Origin of the sequence: Lactobacillus apis, assembly GCF_003150935.1 — a bacterium.
In the GTDB taxonomy this organism is placed as follows: Bacteria; Bacillota; Bacilli; order Lactobacillales; family Lactobacillaceae; genus Lactobacillus; species Lactobacillus apis.
In genome coordinates, this window is record NZ_CP029476.1 from 64,101 (window position 1) to 84,921 (window position 20,821).

The window sequence follows — 20,821 nt, forward strand, 5'->3', positions numbered from 1 at the left end:
TGTCTAAAAAGACTATAACACAATATCTTGTATTTACCAGCGGATATGCAGCAGTCAAATCCGAACAAAAAAAGATGATTTAAGGCGGCAGTAGGAGAAAAAGATTTTCAAAAAAATCATATAGCAATCAGCGTATCGAAAAAGCACAATAAACTAAAAAAAGCTTATTGTGCTTCAAAAAGACTAATAAAAAAGAGTTAACGACCAATTGCTGTGAAGAGCAGGAGAAGTATTCCTCCCAAAATAGCAAAAGGAATTAGTAAATGAATAAAGAAAATGAAGATTAAACCGCATGCCAGTATAAATAATAAAATTTTAATTATCCCAACACCTAGTTTAGCCAGTGCCCAGATCAATGCAAAAATTAGTAATAAAGTAAGCATACTAGTATTTCCTCCTGATTTATTTGGTAAGCAATTATACCTCAAGCGCAGTTACTTAAAATGAGTTTTACCTAAATTTAACAAAAAGATAATTATGTTTTTTATGAGTAATTTACTGGTATAATATTTTTCCGTAGCAGTATTTATTTCCCGGGAAATAATTGGAAAGGATGAAAAATACTTGCGTTTTAGACAAATTATTTTTGATGTAGATGACACACTAATCGATTTCGCGGATACGGAGAATTTCGCGCTCCATCGCCTTTTTAACGCGCATCACTGGCCACTAACAGAGGACTTGCAGCGCCGTTACCACTCATATAATCAAAGTTTATGGCGTCAGCTTGAAACTGGTGCATTAACATATGATCAATTGAGTGAAATGGTTTTTCATAATTTTATCAAAGAAAACTATCATATTAATGTTGATGGACTTGCCATTATGGATGAATATCGTTCATACTTCAGTCAAGCTTATAAGTTGCTACCTGGTGTAGAAGATACGCTTCGCTTTGCCAAAAAGAGTGGGTACGAGTTAACCATTTTAAGTAATGGTGAAGCCTATATGCAGCGCCACCGCTTAGAGCTAGCTGGAATTAAGAACTATTTTAATTTAATTATTACTTCTGAAGAAGCAGGTTATTCAAAACCTGATGCTCGAATTTTTGATTACTTTTTTGACCGGGCGGAATATGGTCCTGAAGAAACAGTATTTTTTGGAGATGGTTTACAATCAGACATTTTAGGTGCAGAAAACTATGGTTTTAGCAGTGTCTGGTACAACCATCGCAGAAGAAAAAATAACATGAATTTACATCCTTTGTGCGAAGTGAAAACATATCCCGAATTCGTGAAACTGTTAAAAAATAACTTTGAAAGAATTAATTAGCAATTTGTTAAATTTGATGTGGCAGCATATATATTATTCGATATAATATAACAGAGGTGAAAATAATGACTGTCAAAATTAGTTCTTTAAATGATAGATATTTTTTAAATAACGGAGCTAAGATGCCTACTATAGGTTTCGGAACTTGGCAAACACCAGACGGTGATGTTGCTAAAAACTCCGTTATTGATGCAATTAATGCGGGGTACCGTTTGATTGATACTGCTGCTGCTTATGGCAACGAAGAGAGTGTCGGTAAGGGCATTAAGGAAAGTGGTATTAACCGTTATGACTTATTTGTTACAACTAAATTGTGGAATGATAAGCATGGCTATCAGGAAACAATTCAAGCAATTGACGAAAGTTTAGAAAAACTAGGGTTAGATTATCTTGATCTGTACTTAATTCACTGGCCAAATCCAAAAGCAGTGCGTGATCACTGGGCAGAATTAAACGCAGAGAGTTGGCGCGCAATGGAAGATCAGTACAAGGCAGGAAAGCTTCGTGCGATTGGGGTTTCAAACTTTAGACGTGAGCACATGGATGAATTACTAAAAACCGCTTCTATTCGTCCAGCTGTCAATCAAATCTACTTAAATCCGAGTGATATGCAAGAAGACGTTGTTTCATATAATAATGAACTTAACATTTTAAGTGAAGCATATAGTCCATTAGGAACAGGCGGCTTAATTGGAAATAAAACTGTTAGTGAAGTGGCTGAGCATTATGGTAAAACTCCTGCTCAAGTACTCTTACGTTGGTCATTTCAACATCAGTTTGCACCACTTCCAAAATCTGTTCATACTGATAGAATAAAAGAAAATGTAGATATTTTTGATTTTGTAATCGATGAAGAAGATATGAAGACTTTGGACGGGTTGCATGGTGCTGCTGACCTTGCAACTGATCCTGATAAAACAAACTTCTAAAGTTAACAATTAAGGTGAAGAGCAATGAAAATAGGATTCATAGGTACCGGTAAAATAGGTAAAGCAATTATTTTGGGCTTATTGCAAGGAGATATCGCTAACCAAGATATTTATGTTTTTGGTGGTGGACATCCATCAGCCGAAAAAGTTGCAGCTGAATTGCACTTGAATTTAATTAATGACTATGCAGACTTTAAAGAATGCCAAGCTGTCATTGTTGCAGTGGGCGGTTCAGTAGTGGAAACTATTTTTGAAGAACTTGGTCAAAAATACCATGGCATTATCTTATCCACTGGTGGTGGTGATTTAGAAAAGGTAAACCATGAGTTACCTAATGGCTCTTCTTTTGTCAAAATTGTTCCAAATACACCAGTTCAAATCGGTGAAGGAATTACAGCAATTAGTTTTGCTGCAGGTGAAAAGCCTGAAGTAATCAAGACTGTAAAAGCTCTTTTTGAACAAATGGGTGATGTTTACGTTGTACCGGCCAACTTATTAGGCATTTATGGTATTGTTGCAGGTTGTACTCCAGCATATGTTGATTTAATGATTGAGGCATTGAGCGACGCCGCTGTTCAAAATGGGGTAAAACGAGCAGAATCCTACCAAATCATTGAAAAAATGCTTTTAGGGACTGCTAAATTAGCATTAACTAGTGGTAAGTTGCCTGAAGAATTAAAAGATGAGGTTACTACTCCTGGTGGCTCTACCATCAGAGGCGTTAATAAGTTAGAAGAAAAGGGTTTTCGTGGAACATTAATTCAGGCACTTAATGCTTCGGCTAAGTAAAAATTAGCAAGATCACTTAATTATAGGAAGACAAAATAAAAGGCACCGAGTAAGTAAAATCGGTGCCTTTTTATTTTGTCTATTGTTTACTTATCTTGGTAATCTGCTAAATTGATTACCTGGTCATACTTGTCTAAATCAGCAACTTGATAGTGATGAATTACTTCTACAAAGGTTAAATTTGAATCCAATAATATTTGATGAATTGCGGCTGAAGTGGCTTGATCAAGCGAAGCGTTGATTTCATCAAGTAACAAAATTGGACGTTTTGATAAAATTGCTCTTGCTAATTCAATTCGCGCTAATTGCCCACCAGATAGCTTGTCGGCGTTATCCCCTAATTGGTAATCAAAGCCTTTCTCTTCTACCATGGTATCTAACTCTAATTGCTTGCAAACTTGCTCAACTTCATCCACAGGTAGTTTTTCACCTAACGTTAAATTGAACCAAAGTGTATCAGCAAAAATAACAGGTGATTGACTGGAATATGCAAATAGATTAGATATTTGATCAGCTTTTACTTTTTGATTATCAATTAAAATATTTGCTGCTGTTCCGAATTTATTAGACATCATAAAATACAGCAAAGTGGACTTACCACTACCAGAAGGTCCAATAACTGCTATCTTTTCTCCAGGTTTAATAGTTAAATTAAGTCCACCGAAAAGTTGTTTTTTGTCCCTTTCTAAACAGATATTTTGCCAACTTGCTTGTTTAGTGAAAGTGCAGTTGACTGATAACTCTTTGGTATCTGCCAGGTCTAAATAATAATTAACCTTTTTCACAATATCTTTAGTCGTAGATAAATGATTGCGTTCTTCTAAAATTTGCATAATTGGTTTAATAAACGAATTTGCTAACTGAACAATTGCAAATAGGACACCCATCGTTGTTTGTCCGTGTAATACCATTAACCCACCTAAATAGGCTGGAATAACAAACGTACCATAAATTCCTACAAAGCCGACAATTGTTTGAATATTATTACTCAGCAAATTCATCTTACACAGAGCTTCTTCTAATTTTGAAACTTTGGGTAAATTTGAAGCAACAGCATTAGCTTGCTTGTGATATAGCTTTAATGAATCGGTTCCTGCTAAGAAGTTTTTTATTTGACTAACATACCTACTATTAGCTTCGGTCCACTGATTTGAAGCTTTACGTATCGGCTTTTGTAATAAACCTGAAGCTAGTATTGGAAGAGCAGAACCGATTAGAAAAAATATCGTCAAAATCGTATTAATATATAATGCGTAAATTAATGAAATCACAACTGTCACAAAATAAAAGGCAATATTAATTTCGGCATTAAATCGGTTAGTTTCTAACAATTTAAAATCATTGGTTAAAAAACCTAAAGCTGAAGCATTATCTTCTTTAGACGTTTCTAACATTCCTGCGAGAATTTTGGTTCGCAAACGGGTATTGACTTCCTGAACAGCATTATTTTTTAAATAATTGTAGCCTAACTCAGCTACTAAAACGATTAAGAATAAAATTAGGGCAACTAAAAACATGTGAGGAAGTGCATGCAAGTTTTTATCCGCTAATGCATTTGTCATAGTTTCTAACACGTAAGCCATCACGATATTTTGTGTGCTAGCAATTATGCCAAGTACCACAAGCGCTGCAAGCTTCCATTTATTATAATATCTAACAATCATAATTTCTCCTTGCCTAGTATTAGTAGTAATTGCTTATTTTAAATCATTAACTAATAATTAAATTTCGGTATTCACTAGCTCCTATCCAGTGATTAGGAGAAGAAGAATAAGTTGTTCTAAATTATTGTAGAAATCTTTCCGATAATTAAAAGTACCTTCTTTAAAGCTGATAATAAATTCATCATTTTAATATAATACCATTCTTTATATTAAAAATTAAATATTTTTTAATTTTATATAATGTACTTACTGTTTTTAACTGCTCTTAGCAAGATTACTTAATAATGAAAGACAAAAAAGGCACCGAGTAAGTAAAATCGGTGCCTTTTTATTAAAGTCAAATCATTAAATGTGTTTAAGAAGGGAAATAAGTTTTTATGAAATTAAAATTCTTTATCCAAATCAACTGGAGTGTCAGGAGTTTCGCCCTTGATTAACTTCAAGTTGTTGTCAAATGAGTTGATAACCATGTTACGAACAGCGTGTGTTGTGTAGAATGCTGTGTGAGGAGTTACCAAAACATTTGGACGAGCGATTAAGTCAGCTAAACGCTTGTCAGGTAATTCTTTATTAGAGAAGTCTTCGTTGAAAATACCAACTTCACCTTCATAAGTATCCATTACGAAGCCGAAGATCTTACCTGAATCAAGGCCACGAATAACTGCATCAGTATCAACAAGAGGACCACGTGATACGTTAACAATAACAACGTCATCTTTCATCTTCTTGATTGATTCGTCGTTAATCATGTGGATATTTTCAGGAACATCAGGTACGTGAAGTGAAATTACATCAGATTGAGCGTAAAGTTCATCTAAAGTATCTACATAGTAGCCCTTCTTCTTAAGAATAGGGTTTTGGAAAATATCGTAGGCAATAACTTTTGCGCCAAAGCCTTCCATAATTTTCATGAATACTTGACCAATATGTCCAGTACCAACAACACCAACAGTTTGGTCACGAACTTCACGACCAATTGTAGGAGCCCAACGTAAATCATGCTTAGCAAGCTTTTCGTCCATAGCTTTATCTTGACGTAAAACTCTAGCTGCTTGAATAGCTGCATGTTCAGCAATAGCATCTGGTGAGTATACAGGAACATTAGTTAACTTAAAGCCAAGTTCCTTAGCCTTCTTTAAGTCAATGTTGTCGATACCAACGTTACGGATTGACCAGTTACGAATACCAAGTCTGTCTAAAGCTTCAATTGTGTCAGCTTTGTAGTCTAATTGTTGGTAAGTAACAACACCGTCAGCACCCTTAGCTAATTCAGCAGTTTCAGGTGTTAAAAGTTGATCAGTGTATTCAACATCAACATCTCTGTGAGCGTCGCTCCACTCGCGAACATAAGGCTCTTCGTCTTTACGAATCGCATAAGCATAAATTTTAGTCATAAAATCTAACCTCCAAAAATCGTTATTACTTTCTCTTGTGCTATTATACACTTGTGCTAACTGAATTAAAAATATAAAAATGTGAAAAAGATAATTTTCGAAAAAAGTTGATTTTTCAATAAGCGCTTACATTTATTGAGTACCAACTAATTAAGCTAGAATACTCATTTAAATAAGTTTTTCTAAAAGTCGTGAAATTGGTAACAATTTTTCTTTTATGTAAATAGTGCAACTATTAATAATATTAGGTAAATTTTTCAATGAATCTTTGTGCCAGTCATAAAAAACTATATAATGTAGAAGACGGTTTTAAAAGGAGAAAAAAATGATCTTAATTTCATGGAATATTGATTCATTGAATGCCGCTTTAACGGGGACCTCTTCAAGAGCTGAGGAAACACGCAAAGTTTTGGCAAAAATACATGATCAGGATGCAGACATTATTGCAATTCAAGAAACTAAATTGCGTGCAACTGGTCCAACTAAAAAGCACTTAGAAGTTTTAGCAACGGAATTTCCTGAATATGAAATAGTGTGGCGTTCTTCAGAAGAGCCAGCACGTAAAGGCTATGCCGGAACAATGTATCTATACAAAAAGGGACTTAAGCCCGAAGTGACTTTTCCAGAAATTGGTGCTCCAGAGCCAATGGACCAAGAAGGTCGCATTATTACATTAGAGTTTCCAGAGTATTTTGTTACCCAAGTTTATACACCAAACTCTGGTAATGGTCTGAAAAGATTACAAGAGCGTCAAATTTGGGACGAAAAATATACTGAATACCTAAAAACTTTAGATGATAAAAAACCAGTTTTGGCAAGTGGCGACTATAATTGTGCGCATGAAGAAATTGATTTGAAGCATCCAGATAATAACCATCATTCTGCTGGCTTTACCGATGAAGAGCGTGCAGGCTTTACTAAATTGCTTAATGCTGGCTTCACTGATACTTTTAGAGAAATTAATGGTAATGTTGAAGGTGTTTATTCATGGTGGGCCCAAAGAATTAGAACTGCCAAAGCCAATAATTCTGGCTGGAGAATAGACTACTGGATTACAAGTAACAGAATTGCTGACAAGGTAAAGCGTTCAGAGATGATGGATACTGGCGCACGTGCCGATCATTGTCCAATTTTGCTGGATATTGATTTGTAAAACATATGATTAAAAGAAATCCATGAATTTGGATTTCTTTTTCTTTTTATTTATTACATATAGAAGGTTTTGAGGAAATTAGATGACTAAACCGTTGCAAGATGCGATTCTTAATGGCTTATATGATCAAACGTATCCGGGGCATGAACTGCTCAATCCCCAGCTTTTGCAGAATACAAAAGGCTCTAATATCTGGTTAACTATCAGGCAAGAACTTTTGAGCTGCCAAGGCTTTACGTGGGCGGTTGCATTTATCACGCAAGATATGCTTGTGCCATTCAAAGTAGTAATGGCTGATTTAGCTAAAAAGGGTGTCTCGGGTACCTTAATTACGGGTGATTATCTTGCATTCAACGATCCAAAAGTTTTCCATGAGCTCTTAAAAATTGAGAATTTAACGGTAAAAGTTGCTTCTCCAAGGGGATTTCATGCCAAAGGCTACCTTTTCCAGCATGAAAATTGGCAAACAGTTGTCATTGGTAGTGCAAACTTTACTCGTTCGGCATTACTCAGTAATTATGAATGGGCGTTAAAAGTCAGCTCCAAGGAAAATGCTGCATTAGCGGAACAGCTTGCAACTGAACTGAAAAAGTTAAGTCAAGAGAGTCAGCCGCTATCACTGGAATGGCTGAAAAATTATGAAGATAATTGGGTAAAACCTACTCAATATCAGTCAAGAAAATCCCAAAAAGTAGCTTCTAGTCAACCAATTGAGCCAAATCAAATGCAAAAGGCTGCGTTACAGGAATTAGATGGTTTAGTTGAAGAGGGTAAAAATAAAGGGTTAATTGTTTCAGCGACTGGAACAGGTAAAACTTATTTGGGTGCTTTTGCTGTGCGTAATTTTAAACCACATAAATTTTTGTATGTAGTGCACCGTGAACAAATTGCTAAAAAGGCACTAGATAGCTTTTATCAGGTTATTGGCGGGGAACGAAAAAATTATGGGTTATTGACAGGTCATAAGCATGATTTAAATTGCCAATATACTTTTGCAACAGTTCAAACGTTGAGCCAACCAGAAGTACTGGATAATTTGCAGGCAACTGAATTTGATTACATTTTAATTGACGAGGCACATAGAGCGGCTGCACCGAGTTACCAACGTGTTTTTGATAAATTCACGCCTAAGTTTTGGCTGGGAATGACTGCAACCCCTGAGCGTATGGATAACCAGGATGTATATCAGCTGTTCGATTACAATTTAGCCTATGAAATTCGCTTGCGTGGGGCATTAGAAGAAAAAATGCTTGCACCGTTTCATTATGTTGGGGTTGAGGATTACGAAGTCGATGGCGAAAGCATTGATGAAACGGCCAATCTCCGCCGTTTATTAGCGCCAAAACGAGTGGACTACATCTTAAAGCAAATTGATTATTATGGCTACTGCGGTGACCAAGCTAAGGGATTGGTTTTTTGCAGTAGACAAGAAGAAGCACGCGAGCTAGCAGAAATTTTTTCAGCTAAAGGACATCCAGCAATTGCGCTGACTAATGAAGATAGTGAAAAAAGAAGACTGCAAGTCGTGCGCCAACTCGAAGAGGGAAAAATTGAATATATTATTACAGTTGATCTCTTTAACGAGGGAATTGACATTCCAGCACTGAATCAGATTGTGATGCTGCGTAATACGCAATCAAGTATTGTGTTTATTCAGCAGCTTGGCCGAGGTCTACGTAAGTATCCTGGAAAAGACTATGTAACCGTCATTGATTTTATTGGTAACTATAAAAATAATTACCTAATTCCGATTTCTTTGAATCAAGACGACAGTAGAGACATTGACCGTGTACGCGAAGAGAGTACTTTGCCTGGATTTATTGATGTTTCAACAATTAACTTTACGCAAGTTGCTTCCAGCAAAATATTAGCATCGCTCGACCGAATAAAGCTCGATAGCATAAAGGAACTGCGTCAGTCTTATATTGAGCTAAAAGAAAAAACGGGTAGACCGCCGCTTTTATATGATTTTTATCGTTATGGCTCGACTTCGCCTGAAGTTTTTGCTAACAACCACGCTTTGGCTCATTACGGTGAGTTTTTAGCTAAAATGGGTGAGCCGATAAAGTTGACTGAATATGAGAGTGCCGTTTTATCGTTTGTAACGAAAGAATTGCTGAATGGAAAAAGACCGCATGAACTGCTACTGCTCAAACAATTATTGACAGACAAGTCAGTCAGCCAAACTGAGTACGAGCAGGTGCTGCGCGATTATGGTGCGTATGTTAATTCTGCCGTTTTAAACTCAGTTGATGATATTTTGACGTTGAATTTCTTTGATATTAAGCAAGGAAAGACTACCAAGAAAGAGCAATATGGTGATCAAGCACTTATTGAACGACCAGATTTATTCACTTATCAACTAGCGCCGCAATTAGAGGAAGCACTTAATCATAACCAGCAGTTTAAGCAATTGTTTACCGATGTTGTTAAAACTGGTTTGGCGCTTAACCAAAAGTATGATAACCAAAAGCAATTCACGCTTTACGAGCAATATGATCGAAAAGATGCTTGTAGGCTGCTTAATTGGCCGAAGGATGTTTCTGCACCAATGTACGGTTATCGTGTTGATAAAGATGAAACGCCGATTTTTATTACTTATAAAAAAGACTCATCAAAAAAGCGGAATGCTGTGTACAACAATACTCTAGAAGACGGTCGCAGCTTAAGATGGTACACGCGTTCGCCACGTCATATAGATTCTGATGAAGTTCAGAGATTATTGAATACACCCGAAATGAAGCTTCACCTATTTGTTAAGAAAAGCGATGCAATTGGTAAACAATTTTTCTATCTTGGCCAAGCGGAAATTCAAAAAAGAACCGTTAAAGAAGAGCAGTTAGGTCCAAAGAAAAAGGCTGCGGTTGGGATGAACTTGCTACTTAAACATCCACTTGAAGCCAAAATGTATGAACTACTATTTGAAGAATAAGAAAAAAGCTTCTTTATGATTAAAGAAGCTTTTTTAAATAGATAATTTATCTTGAAACAAATGTATTAGGCTTGATGTGCTGAAGGATTTCGTAGCCTACATCTTTTTCGTCGTTTTCAACATCATTAGTCTGATTTAAAAACATGACAATGCCGTTTTGATTATCGGTTGTTAACTGAACCCAGGTGCCAAAGTGAAGCCCATATAAACTACCATAAGCGGATTTGAGAGTTTCTTTATTCCTTAAATACATTCCGCCGCAGTAATCGGTAACTTTACTCTTCAAGTGAGTTAAGTAATAAAAATCATCCTTACTTAGGATACTACCGTCACTTAGACCAACCTGTATTTTGTAATATTCGTCTGTTGTGGTAAATAAGTTACCGGCACCAGGAATTTGGGAGGCAAGACTGGCTTTAACGTAACTAGATTGCTGGTAGTTCTTGCCACCATTTGAATAGTAAGAAATGGGATCTGTTATTCCCTTAGGGATGCCTTGGTAAAGGTATGTTCTTTGCAAGTTAAGTTTTTTAACGATGCGGCTTTCAAAGTTATCTTCATAAGACTTTCCGGTAACTTGGCGAATGATGCCAGCAAGCAAAATGTAGTTACTATTATTGTAATGATAATTACCTACACTATCTGCTTTAGAAGCGTTGATATTTTTAACAACCCAGTCAATTGAATCTGCTTCGGAATAAACAACACCCCGATCAATTTCGGTTTGCGTAGCCGTAATACCAGAAGTATGTGACATTAGATTGCCAACTGTAATATTGTTAGCATTTTTTAAATTAGGATACCAACGTGAAATCTTTGTGTTTTGGGTAAAAGATTGATCCGTATTTTTGGTTTCATTAATTAGTTGAACAATCATTGCGGCAGTGACTACTTTTTGTAATGAAGCGGACGGATAGGTAACATTTTTACTGCCATTACCGATGCGCTTGCCGTACCAAGCATAGCCATAACTAATTGTTTGTGGCACACCATCTTTTACCACGGTTACGATGCCACGAACATGATGCTTTTTAAAAGTATTCCTAACAAAATTGTACATTTCGGTTTGACTGTTAGTTGTAGGTGCCGCGCTAACCGAAGTAGTAGAAAGAGCAGTTGACGCAGAAGCACCAATAACTAATGCTGCAGCCAAAGCGATAAATTTACGTTTCAAGATATAATATTCTCCCTTACAGTTATTAAGATGTATTATAGAACGTTCGCTTTAACAAAGATATGTGAAAAAGGTTAATTTTCGTTAACAAAGCGGATAAAGTTTAAAACTATTAAAGCAACAATGTAATATTTGCAAGAGTTGGGAAACCACTACGAGCATATGGTTTTTTTAAGTGCTACAAAAAAATAGCAAAAAGTACTTGCCAAAAAGAGAAATAGTTGCTAGTATTAATAACTGTCGTCAGGACACAGGGCACAACAGCTCAAGCGATTGAACGACAAAAAAATCGAGCAAAACCAGTTGACAAAAGTTAGCAGGTTTAGTAAGATGACAAACGCTGCTAAGGCAAGTCGAAGATAAATGTTAGAAAAAAGTTCTTGACAAAGAGAACAAGTTCTGATTAAATATCTAAGGCGCTGCAATAAGTAGCGGGTAGTACCTTGAAAACTGAACAATGTTTTCGCAAAAATGTGCGGGTTTAAAGAACCCAAAACAAAAGAGCGAAGTCAATTTCGCAAGCAAATAAATCCGAGATGCAAATCTTGGAACGAATGAGCAAACATTCAAACAAACATTTAAAAATGAGAGTTTGATCCTGGCTCAGGACGAACGCTGGCGGCGTGCCTAATACATGCAAGTCGAGCGAGCAAAGTTAAAGGAATACTTCGGTAGGAATTTAATAGCGCGAGCGGCGGATGGGTGAGTAACACGTGGGCAACCTGCCCTTTAGCTTGGGATACCACTTGGAAACAGGTGCTAATACCAAATAAGAAGTAAGAGCGCATGCTCAAGCTATGAAAGGCGGCTTTCGAGCTGTCACTAAAGGATGGGCCCGCGGTGCATTAGCTAGTTGGTAAGGTAACGGCTTACCAAGGCAATGATGCATAGCCGAGTTGAGAGACTGATCGGCCACATTGGGACTGAGACACGGCCCAAACTCCTACGGGAGGCAGCAGTAGGGAATCTTCCACAATGGACGCAAGTCTGATGGAGCAACGCCGCGTGAGTGAAGAAGGTTTTCGGATCGTAAAGCTCTGTTGTTGGTGAAGAAGGACATGGGTAGTAACTGATCTATGTTTGACGGTAATCAACCAGAAAGTCACGGCTAACTACGTGCCAGCAGCCGCGGTAATACGTAGGTGGCAAGCGTTGTCCGGATTTATTGGGCGTAAAGCGAACGCAGGCGGGAGAACAAGTCAGCTGTGAAAGCCCTCGGCTTAACCGAGGAACGGCAACTGAAACTGTTTTTCTTGAGTGCAGAAGAGGAGAGTGGAACTCCATGTGTAGCGGTGAAATGCGTAGATATATGGAAGAACACCAGTGGCGAAGGCGGCTCTCTGGTCTGTAACTGACGCTGAGGTTCGAAAGCATGGGTAGCGAACAGGATTAGATACCCTGGTAGTCCATGCCGTAAACGATGAGTGCTAAGTGTTGGGAGGTTTCCGCCTCTCAGTGCTGCAGCTAACGCATTAAGCACTCCGCCTGGGGAGTACGACCGCAAGGTTAAAACTCAAAGGAATTGACGGGGGCCCGCACAAGCGGTGGAGCATGTGGTTTAATTCGAAGCAACGCGAAGAACCTTACCAGGTCTTGACATCTAGTGCCAACCCTAGAGATAGGGTGTTTCCTTCGGGAACACTAAGACAGGTGGTGCATGGCTGTCGTCAGCTCGTGTCGTGAGATGTTGGGTTAAGTCCCGCAACGAGCGCAACCCTTATTATTAGTTGCCAGCATTAAGTTGGGCACTCTAATGAGACTGCCGGTGACAAACCGGAGGAAGGTGGGGACGACGTCAAGTCATCATGCCCCTTATGACCTGGGCTACACACGTGCTACAATGGTTAGTACAACGAGGAGCGAACCTGTGAAGGCAAGCGAATCTCTTAAAGCTAATCTCAGTTCGGATTGCACTCTGCAACTCGAGTGCATGAAGCTGGAATCGCTAGTAATCGCGGATCAGCATGCCGCGGTGAATACGTTCCCGGGCCTTGTACACACCGCCCGTCACACCATGAGAGTTTGTAATACCCAAAGCCGGTGAGATAACCTGTAAAGGAGTCAGCCGTCTAAGGTAGGACAGATGATTAGGGTGAAGTCGTAACAAGGTAGCCGTAGGAGAACCTGCGGCTGGATCACCTCCTTTCTAAGGAAGCAAGCAAGACGGAGAGTAGAGATACTAGCAGAAGTCTTGTAAAGCAGGAAGCACATGAGTAGCGAGAACATTGTTTAGTTTTGAGGGTAGTACCTCAAAAGAGTTAGTACATTGAAAACTGAATATAATCCAAGAAAAACCGAGAAACAATCAAAGAGAACAGATTGCAAGAGCGACCGAGAGAGTTCGAAAAGAACGAATGACTTAAGGAAAGGTCAAGAAAAGAAGGGCGCACGGTGAATGCCTAGGCACAATAAGGCGAAGAAGGACGTGACGAACCACGAAAGGCTTCGGGGAGCAGTAAGTACGCAATGATCCGGAGATTTCCGAATGGGGGAACCCAATGCAGCGATGCATTACTATATATTGAATAGATAGGTATATAGGGCAAGACGCAGTGAACTGAAACATCTAAGTAGCTGCAGGAAGAGAAAGAAAAATCGATTTCCCAAGTAGCGGCGAGCGAAACGGAAAGAGCCCAAACCATATGATTTATCATATGGGGTTGTAGGACTGCAAGAAGGTAGTAAGGCGGATAGCAGAATTATCTGGGAAGGTAAGCCAGAGAGGGTGAGAGCCCCGTAAGCGAAATCCAAGAGACGCCGAGCAGAATCCTGAGTAGGTCGGGACACGAGGAATCCCGATTGAAGCAGCGAGGACCATCTCGCAAGGCTAAATACTAAATTGTGACCGATAGTGAACCAGTACCGTGAGGGAAAGGTGAAAAGAACCCCGGAAGGGGAGTGAAAGAGAACCTGAAACCGTGTGCCTACAAGTAGTCAAAGCCCATTAAAGGGTGATGGCGTGCCTTTTGTAGAATGAACCGGCGAGTTACGTTAATTAGCGAGGTTAAGTCAGAAAAGACGGAGCCGGAGCGAAAGCGAGTCTGAAGAGGGCGAGATAGTTAGTTGATGTAGACCCGAAACCAAGTGACCTACCCATGACCAGGTTGAAGGTGCGGTAAAACGCACTGGAGGACCGAACCCACGTAAGTTAAAAATTGCGGGGATGAGTTGTGGGTAGCGGTGAAATTCCAAACGAACTTGGAGATAGCTGGTTCTCTCCGAAATAGCTTTAGGGCTAGCCTGGTGCGAGGATGATAATGGAGGTAGAGCTCTGTTTGGATGAGGGGCCCATCAAGGGTTACTGAGTTCAGATAAACTGCGAATACCATATATCAAAGCACTGGAGTCAGACTGCGAGTGATAAGATCCGTAGTCGAAAGGGAAACAGCCCAGATCACCAGTTAAGGTCCCAAAATCTATGCTAAGTGGAAAAGGATGTGGAGTTGCGTAGACAACTAGGATGTTGGCTTAGAAGCAGCCATCATTAAAAGAGTGCGTAATAGCTCACTAGTCGAGTGACGCTGCGCCGAAAATTTACCGGGGCTAAGCATAGTACCGAAACTGTGGATGTGTAGTAATACACGTGGTAGGAGAGCGTTCTAAGTGCGGCGAAGCTTAATCGAGAGGATAAGTGGAGCGCTTAGAAGTGAGAATGCCGGTATGAGTAGCGCAAGATAGGTGAGAATCCTATCCGCCGAAAGACTAAGGTTTCCTGGGGCAGGCTCGTCCGCCCAGGGTAAGTCGGGACCTAAGGCGAGGCCGAAAGGCGTAGTCGATGGACAACAGGTAGAAATTCCTGTACTGCGTTAGATCGTTAATAGCGAAGGAGGGACGCAGGAGGCAAAGAACGCATGGTGCTGGATATCCATGTTTAAGCAATAAGTGTAGATAAGAGTTAAATGCTTCTATCTAGAAAGCACAAGTTGTGATGAGGAGCGAAATTAAAGTAGCGAAGGTTCAAGAGTCACACTGCCAAGAAAAGCTTCTAGTGAGAGCTAACGTACCCGTACCGCAAACCGACACAGGTAGTCGAGTGGAGAACACTAAGGTGAGCGAGAGAACTCTCGTTAAGGAACTCGGCAAAATAGCCCCGTAACTTCGGGAGAAGGGGTGCTGGTGTAAAAGCCAGCCGCAGTGAATAGGCCCAAACAACTGTTTATCAAAAACACAGGTCTCTGCAAAGTCGAAAGACGACGTATAGGGGCTGACACCTGCCCGGTGCTGGAAGGTTAAGGAGAGTTGTTAGCGTAAGCGAAGCAACGAACTGAAGCCCCAGTAAACGGCGGCCGTAACTATAACGGTCCTAAGGTAGCGAAATTCCTTGTCGGGTAAGTTCCGACCTGCACGAAAGGTGTAATGATTTGGGCACTGTCTCAACGAGAGACTCGGTGAAATTATAATACCCGTGAAGATGCGGGTTACCCGCGACAGGACGGAAAGACCCCATGGAGCTTTACTGCAATTTGATATTGAGTAGCTGTTAAACATGTACAGGATAGGTAGGAGCCAGAGAAGATAGCACGCCAGTGTTATCAGAGGCAATGTTGGGATACTACCCTTGTTTGATGGCTGCTCTAACCAGGACCTCTAAGCGAGGTATGGGACAGTGTCTGATGGGCAGTTTGACTGGGGCGGTCGCCTCCTAAAGAGTAACGGAGGCGCCCAAAGGTTCCCTCAGAATGGTTGGAAATCATTCACAGAGTGTAAAGGTATAAGGGAGCTTGACTGCGAGAGCGACAACTCGAGCAGGGACGAAAGTCGGGCTTAGTGATCTGGTGGTACCGCATGGAAGGGCCATCACTCAACGGATAAAAGCTACCCTGGGGATAACAGGCTTATCTCCCCCAAGAGTTCACATCGACGGGGAGGTTTGGCACCTCGATGTCGGCTCGTCGCATCCTGGGGCTGAAGTAGGTCCCAAGGGTTGGGCTGTTCGCCCATTAAAGCGGCACGCGAGCTGGGTTCAGAACGTCGTGAGACAGTTCGGTCCCTATCCGTCGTGGGCGTTGGAAATTTGAGAGGAGCTGTCCTTAGTACGAGAGGACCGGGATGGACATACCGCTGGTGTACCAGTTGTCTTGCCAAAGGCATAGCTGGGTAGCTAAGTATGGAAGGGATAAGCGCTGAAAGCATCTAAGTGCGAAGCCCCCCTCAAGATGAGATTTCCCATACGAAAGTAGTAAGACACCTCAAAGACTAAGAGGTAGATAGGCTAGGAGTGGAAGAGCCGTGAGGTTTGGAGCGGACTAGTACTAATCAGTCGAGGACTTGACCACAAGCTTGAGCGATCTGGAAGAGAGCGGATAGGTTTTTCAAAGAGGATTATATTTAGTTTTGAGTGTAAAAGCTCAAAGGAAAAAAGTACGGTGGCAATAGCAAGAAGGAAACACCTGTAACCATGCCGAACACAGCAGTTAAGCTTCTTCACGCCGAGAGTAGTTGGTGGGAGACTGCCTGCGAGGGTAGGACGCTGCCGTGCTTTTTTAATATTCCGGCTTAGCTCAGTTGGTAGAGCGCTTGACTGTTAATCAAGATGTCGTCAGTTCGAGTCTGACAGCCGGAGCAAAGTACAAGAAAAGAGGATCTTAATTGATCCTCTTTTTTGTTGTATTCATATTTATCGGATATTTGGCTGAATACTCTTTTCCATAAACTTCGCAATTAGTTTTTTGACACCTTCTTTTTGTTTAATCCCTTTCTTTACTGCAATAAAGTACTTAACGGTAATGATGTTTTCATTTAAGGGTAAAAGGTTAATTGGTGTTTGGTTCATACGCTTGATTATACTTGCGGCTGAAATAGTTAAGCCAACTCCTTTAATGGCTAAGTTAGTTGCGGTTAGAATACTATTAGTTTCTAATACAATATTTGGTTTGACATGAAATTTTTGAAATACACCATTAACTTGGTGACGAATAGCGGAATTTGAAGAACTGACAACAAAAGGTTCCTTGATAATTGTTTTGATATCATATTCATCTGGTTCAAGGATAAAGCGCCCTTTTTTAAAGTACTTTGATTTTGGCGAAATAATAATGTAGTAGTTTTCACCACCATTAACATAAAAATCTAGCCCACTGCTTAGTGATTCAGGTGTTTGGCCAATGTAGCAATCTACTTGTTCAGCTAGAAGTTGAGCTTCACTTTTTCTAGGGTAAGTCTCTGTTAGTTGAACCTTGATGTTAGGATTTTGAGCAAGAAATTCAGGTAAGAGTTCCGGCAATAAAAAGGTGCCTAGGCTCTCCAGTATCCCTATTCGAACGATTTCTTTGTTCGGATCAGTATAAGGTGTAAGTTTATCTTCTAGCTTTTGGTTATTAGTAATAGCTGTTTCAAGATACTTATAATAGATTACGCCAGCTTTGGTTAAAGTATAGGGTGCAACATCTCTATTTAGTATTTTAGTACCTAGCTTGCGCTCAATCCGTTTAATTAGTTGGGTTAAATAAGGTTGAGAAATATAGAGTTCACGTGCTGCGCGCGTAAAATTACTTTTCTTTAATAAAACGTCAAGATAATGGATTAAAATTTCTGGATCTTTCATATTCTTTCTCCGATAACATTTTTATTATAGCTTACTTGCTATAAAAGTATTTCAACTAAATATTGAAAGCTAGTAAAATTTAGTTATTAAAGATGTAAATAAGGAGGAATAACTCGAAATGAAACCAGGTACATATGCTGTAGAAGCTAAGGGACATGGCTCAAGTTTTATGCCAATGAAAGTTACACTTTCACAAGATCGGATTGAAGAAATAACAGTCGATTCAAGTGGTGAAACCAAGGGTGTAGCAGACGAAGTTTTTAAACGTTTACCAGAACAAATTATCAATAATCAAACTTTAAACGTAGATGCTGTCAGTGGTGCCACAATTTCAAGTCATGGCCTTGTTGATGGCGTCAGTCAAGCAATCAAAGAGGCCGGCGGCGATCCAGAAGAATGGGCTAATCGTCCTAAGCCTAGTGCAGATGCAGGACAAGATGAGGAATATAATACCGATGTTGTTGTAATTGGTGCTGGTGGTGCAGGCTTAACTGCAGCAGCACGAACAATTCAAAATAACAAAAAAGTTGTTGTGCTTGAAAAGTATCCTCAAATTGGTGGTAATACTACAAGAGCAGGTGGTCCACTTAATGCGGCTGAGCCAGAATGGCAAAATCAATTTAAAGCCCTTTCTGGTGAAAAAGAAAGTCTTGAAAAGCTTGCTCAAACTCCAATTGAAGAAATTGATCCTGAATATCAGGAAGATTTTAAGAAACTACAACAACAAATTAATGAATATGTTGAATCTGGCGCCGACTACTTGTTTGATTCAGTTTTACTACACGAAATTCAAACTTATTTAGGTGGTAAAAGAACAGACTTAAATGGCAATGAAATTCACGGTAACTATGCTTTAGTTACTGAACTTGTTAACAATGTACTTGATTCAGTTAAGTGGCTAACAGATTTAGGTGTTAAATTTGATCGTTCAGACGTGACAATGCCAGTTGGGGCATTGTGGCGTCGTGGTCACAAGCCTGTTGAGCCAATGGGTTATGCCTTTATTCATGTTTTAGGTGATTGGATTGAAGACCATGGTGCTACAGTTTTAACTGAAACAAGGGCAACACATTTAATCATTGAAAATGGTGAAGTGACTGGTGTCGTTGCACAAGGTAGTAACGGCAATAAGATCACTATTCATGCGCAGAAGGTTATTTTGACTTCTGGTGGTTTTGGTGCAAATACCAAAATGGTGCAAAAGTACAATACATACTGGGAACACATTGATGATGATATTGCGACAACTAACTCGCCAGCAATTACCGGTGATGGTATCGCCTTAGGTAAAGAAGCAGGTGCAGACTTAGTTGGTATGGGCTTTATTCAATTGATGCCAGTTTCAGATCCTAAGACAGGTGAATTGTTTACTGGAATTCAAACACCACCAGAAAACTTTATTATGGTTAACCAAAAAGGTGAACGTTTTGTTAACGAGTTTGCAGAACGTGACACCCTTGCCAAAGCTGCGATTGCTAATGGAACCCTATTTTACTTAATTGCAGACGATAAAATTAAAAAGACAGCCTACAATACCACAGAAGAATCACTCGAAGCTCAAGTTAAGGCAGGCACTCTTCTAAAAGCTGATACATTAGAAGAATTAGCTGAAAAAGCTGGCATGAATCCAGATACATTAGTTAATACTATTAAGAAATATAATTCATATGTTGATGCCGGAAATGATCCAGAATTTGGTAAAAGTGCATTCAACCTTAAGTGTGAAGTTGCACCATTTTATGCAACACCACGTAAACCAGCAATTCATCACACAATGGGTGGTTTAAAGATTAATCCAAAGGCACAAGTACTTAATGAAAAAGATCAAGTGATTCCTGGCTTATATGCGGCCGGTGAAGTTGCCGGTGGATTGCACGCTGGTAACCGTCTTGGCGGTAACTCCTTGGCTGATATCTTTACCTTTGGTCGTATTGCTGCCGATACAGCATGCAGTGAAATTGAAGATACTGATGCAGTAAGTGGTGCATCACACCATTAATCATATTGTGATTTTTACTTAAACGAAAAATACTAGTTAATCTAAATAGATTAGCTAGTATTTTTTTGTTCTAGACAATGTAGCCTTTTTCTAAACCCAAAAAGATAGTCACAATTAATAGGTCGGCACAGCCTCCTAAACTATAGTTCTTTTCCAAGCACTCCTGGTTTAATTTTAAGAGTTCTTTTTTACCTAATGGAGAATCATAGCCTCCCAGTTCTAAATACCTAAGAGCGCGTTTCTGAAGCCATTTAACAGCATCATAATTACCCGCTCGCTTGATTAAATTGCTATCAACAGTAATTGTGGCAATTTTCATCAATGTGTCTAGAAGACGCACTTGTAAACTACCAGAACTATTTTTTAAAAAAGGTAAGGCGATATCGCTAATGATAGGGTAGCCTTGTTCAGCCTGTTGGCGCGCACCGCCTGTACCATATTGCTGGTATTCTTTTTCGCCTGCAGTTTGCAGTTTATTGTTGCTAATTAGATCGTGCTCTACTAAGCCATGACACATCCGTTTAATTGTAGTAAATATTTCAGTTTGATTTTTCTTACTGTAACTTTCAGCACAAACAAAAATACCTAAAGAAAAAATAGCACCTTTATGAGTATTTATTCCTTTAGTAGCGGTGTACATCTCTTTTTCAGCCAAAATACCTTGTTGTCTCAATTGCTGAAACATTTGCGTTAAATCAGTTGACTGAAAGGTTTGACCGATCTCAACTGCTTCAGAAAAATAGTGCTCTAAGCTCAAGCTACTATCAATAAAAGTATAAATATTCATATCGGGATGCGGTCCCTGGCTTAAGGGATCGACGAGACCTGGTTTAGGTTGTGTAACAACTTCGTATAAAAGCGCCCGAAGGGCATTTTGAGTAATTGAATTAGTCATAGTAGATTTTACTGTATTTCTTAAAGTTTAATGTTTTGTCACAATCAGTATACGCCACTTGGTTTATAGTAATGAA

The 20,821-nt window shown here is 39.4% G+C and carries 12 protein-coding genes, 1 tRNA gene and 3 rRNA genes; 10 read left to right on the top strand and 6 right to left on the bottom strand.

What is annotated here, in order from left to right; genetic code table 11:
- Nucleotides 1–197 precede the first annotated feature (197 nt).
- Entirely contained in the window at nt 198–383 is a 186-nt protein-coding gene (locus DKL56_RS00300; RefSeq protein WP_046305789.1) for a hypothetical protein, read from the bottom strand.
- 181 nt (nt 384–564) lie between these two features.
- Here DKL56_RS00300 and DKL56_RS00305 point away from each other — a divergent pair, with 181 nt between their 5' ends.
- From DKL56_RS00305 to proC, 3 genes are all read left to right on the top strand, one after another.
- On the top strand, nt 565–1,272 hold the full coding sequence (locus tag DKL56_RS00305; RefSeq protein WP_109714983.1) for a YjjG family noncanonical pyrimidine nucleotidase: 708 nt from the start codon (nt 565–567) through the stop codon (nt 1,270–1,272).
- A 65-nt stretch (nt 1,273–1,337) separates the two neighbouring features.
- Complete coding sequence (locus DKL56_RS00310) at nt 1,338–2,201, top strand: aldo/keto reductase (RefSeq protein ID WP_109714984.1); 864 nt, start codon at nt 1,338–1,340, stop codon at nt 2,199–2,201.
- Nucleotides 2,202–2,225: 24 nt separating this feature from the next.
- A complete protein-coding gene (gene proC / locus DKL56_RS00315) occupies nt 2,226–2,990 on the top strand; it encodes a pyrroline-5-carboxylate reductase (protein WP_109714985.1) in 765 nt (254 codons plus the stop codon).
- Between the two features lie 86 nt (nt 2,991–3,076).
- Here the strand turns inward: proC and DKL56_RS00320 are convergent, their stop codons facing one another.
- Nucleotides 3,077–4,654, bottom strand: a complete 1,578-nt coding sequence (locus DKL56_RS00320) for an ATP-binding cassette domain-containing protein (protein ID WP_109714986.1) — start codon at nt 4,652–4,654, stop codon at nt 3,077–3,079.
- 383 nt (nt 4,655–5,037) lie between these two features.
- Nucleotides 5,038–6,048, bottom strand: a complete 1,011-nt coding sequence (locus DKL56_RS00325) for a D-2-hydroxyacid dehydrogenase (RefSeq protein WP_074426426.1) — start codon at nt 6,046–6,048, stop codon at nt 5,038–5,040.
- Between the two features lie 325 nt (nt 6,049–6,373).
- Between DKL56_RS00325 and DKL56_RS00330 the strand changes: the two genes are divergently transcribed.
- Both DKL56_RS00330 and DKL56_RS00335 read left to right on the top strand, forming a co-directional pair.
- Nucleotides 6,374–7,201: an exodeoxyribonuclease III gene (locus tag DKL56_RS00330; protein ID WP_109714987.1), complete on the top strand. Its 828-nt coding sequence runs from the start codon at nt 6,374–6,376 to the stop codon at nt 7,199–7,201.
- 82 nt (nt 7,202–7,283) lie between these two features.
- Nucleotides 7,284–10,133, top strand: a complete 2,850-nt coding sequence (locus DKL56_RS00335) for a DEAD/DEAH box helicase (RefSeq protein ID WP_109714988.1) — start codon at nt 7,284–7,286, stop codon at nt 10,131–10,133.
- 46 nt (nt 10,134–10,179) lie between these two features.
- Here DKL56_RS00335 and DKL56_RS00340 read toward each other — a convergent pair whose 3' ends face one another.
- The gene (locus tag DKL56_RS00340; RefSeq protein ID WP_109714989.1) at nt 10,180–11,307 is read right to left on the bottom strand and encodes a serine hydrolase domain-containing protein; all 1,128 of its coding nucleotides are present in this window, start codon (nt 11,305–11,307) and stop codon (nt 10,180–10,182) included.
- 580 nt (nt 11,308–11,887) lie between these two features.
- Between DKL56_RS00340 and DKL56_RS00345 the strand changes: the two genes are divergently transcribed.
- From DKL56_RS00345 to DKL56_RS00360, 4 genes are all read left to right on the top strand, one after another.
- Nucleotides 11,888–13,453 (top strand): 16S ribosomal RNA (locus DKL56_RS00345).
- 222 nt (nt 13,454–13,675) lie between these two features.
- Nucleotides 13,676–16,583: ribosomal RNA gene (locus tag DKL56_RS00350) — 23S ribosomal RNA — on the top strand.
- Between the two features lie 86 nt (nt 16,584–16,669).
- Nucleotides 16,670–16,786, top strand: a 5S ribosomal RNA gene (gene rrf, locus DKL56_RS00355).
- Together the 16S, 23S and 5S rRNA genes with 1 tRNA gene alongside form the textbook arrangement of a ribosomal RNA operon.
- An 11-nt stretch (nt 16,787–16,797) precedes the next feature.
- Nucleotides 16,798–16,870 (top strand) — tRNA-Asn (locus DKL56_RS00360).
- A gap of 54 nt (nt 16,871–16,924) precedes the next feature.
- Here the strand turns inward: DKL56_RS00360 and DKL56_RS00365 are convergent.
- Complete coding sequence (locus DKL56_RS00365) at nt 16,925–17,851, bottom strand: LysR family transcriptional regulator (protein WP_109714990.1); 927 nt, start codon at nt 17,849–17,851, stop codon at nt 16,925–16,927.
- Between the two features lie 118 nt (nt 17,852–17,969).
- Between DKL56_RS00365 and DKL56_RS00370 the strand changes: the two genes are divergently transcribed.
- On the top strand, nt 17,970–19,850 hold the full coding sequence (locus tag DKL56_RS00370; protein ID WP_109714991.1) for a flavocytochrome c: 1,881 nt from the start codon (nt 17,970–17,972) through the stop codon (nt 19,848–19,850).
- 70 nt (nt 19,851–19,920) lie between these two features.
- Here DKL56_RS00370 and citG read toward each other — a convergent pair whose 3' ends face one another.
- Entirely contained in the window at nt 19,921–20,745 is an 825-nt protein-coding gene (gene citG / locus DKL56_RS00375; RefSeq protein ID WP_109714992.1) for a triphosphoribosyl-dephospho-CoA synthase CitG, read from the bottom strand.
- Between the last annotated feature and the right edge of the window lie 76 nt (nt 20,746–20,821).

What these genes read in the sequence shown, in the direction of transcription:
- DKL56_RS00365 (WP_109714990.1), bottom strand. Translation starts at nt 17,851, where the DNA reads ATGAAAGATCCAGAAATTTTAATCCATTATCTTGACGTTTTATTAAAG.
- DKL56_RS00310 (WP_109714984.1), top strand. Translation starts at nt 1,338, where the DNA reads ATGACTGTCAAAATTAGTTCTTTAAATGATAGATATTTTTTAAATAAC.
- DKL56_RS00330 (WP_109714987.1), top strand. Translation starts at nt 6,374, where the DNA reads ATGATCTTAATTTCATGGAATATTGATTCATTGAATGCCGCTTTAACG.
- DKL56_RS00335 (WP_109714988.1), top strand. Translation starts at nt 7,284, where the DNA reads ATGACTAAACCGTTGCAAGATGCGATTCTTAATGGCTTATATGATCAA.
- proC (WP_109714985.1), top strand. Translation starts at nt 2,226, where the DNA reads ATGAAAATAGGATTCATAGGTACCGGTAAAATAGGTAAAGCAATTATT.
- DKL56_RS00320 (WP_109714986.1), bottom strand. Translation starts at nt 4,654, where the DNA reads ATGATTGTTAGATATTATAATAAATGGAAGCTTGCAGCGCTTGTGGTA.
- citG (WP_109714992.1), bottom strand. Translation starts at nt 20,745, where the DNA reads ATGACTAATTCAATTACTCAAAATGCCCTTCGGGCGCTTTTATACGAA.
- DKL56_RS00370 (WP_109714991.1), top strand. Translation starts at nt 17,970, where the DNA reads ATGAAACCAGGTACATATGCTGTAGAAGCTAAGGGACATGGCTCAAGT.
- DKL56_RS00300 (WP_046305789.1), bottom strand. Translation starts at nt 383, where the DNA reads ATGCTTACTTTATTACTAATTTTTGCATTGATCTGGGCACTGGCTAAA.
- DKL56_RS00325 (WP_074426426.1), bottom strand. Translation starts at nt 6,048, where the DNA reads ATGACTAAAATTTATGCTTATGCGATTCGTAAAGACGAAGAGCCTTAT.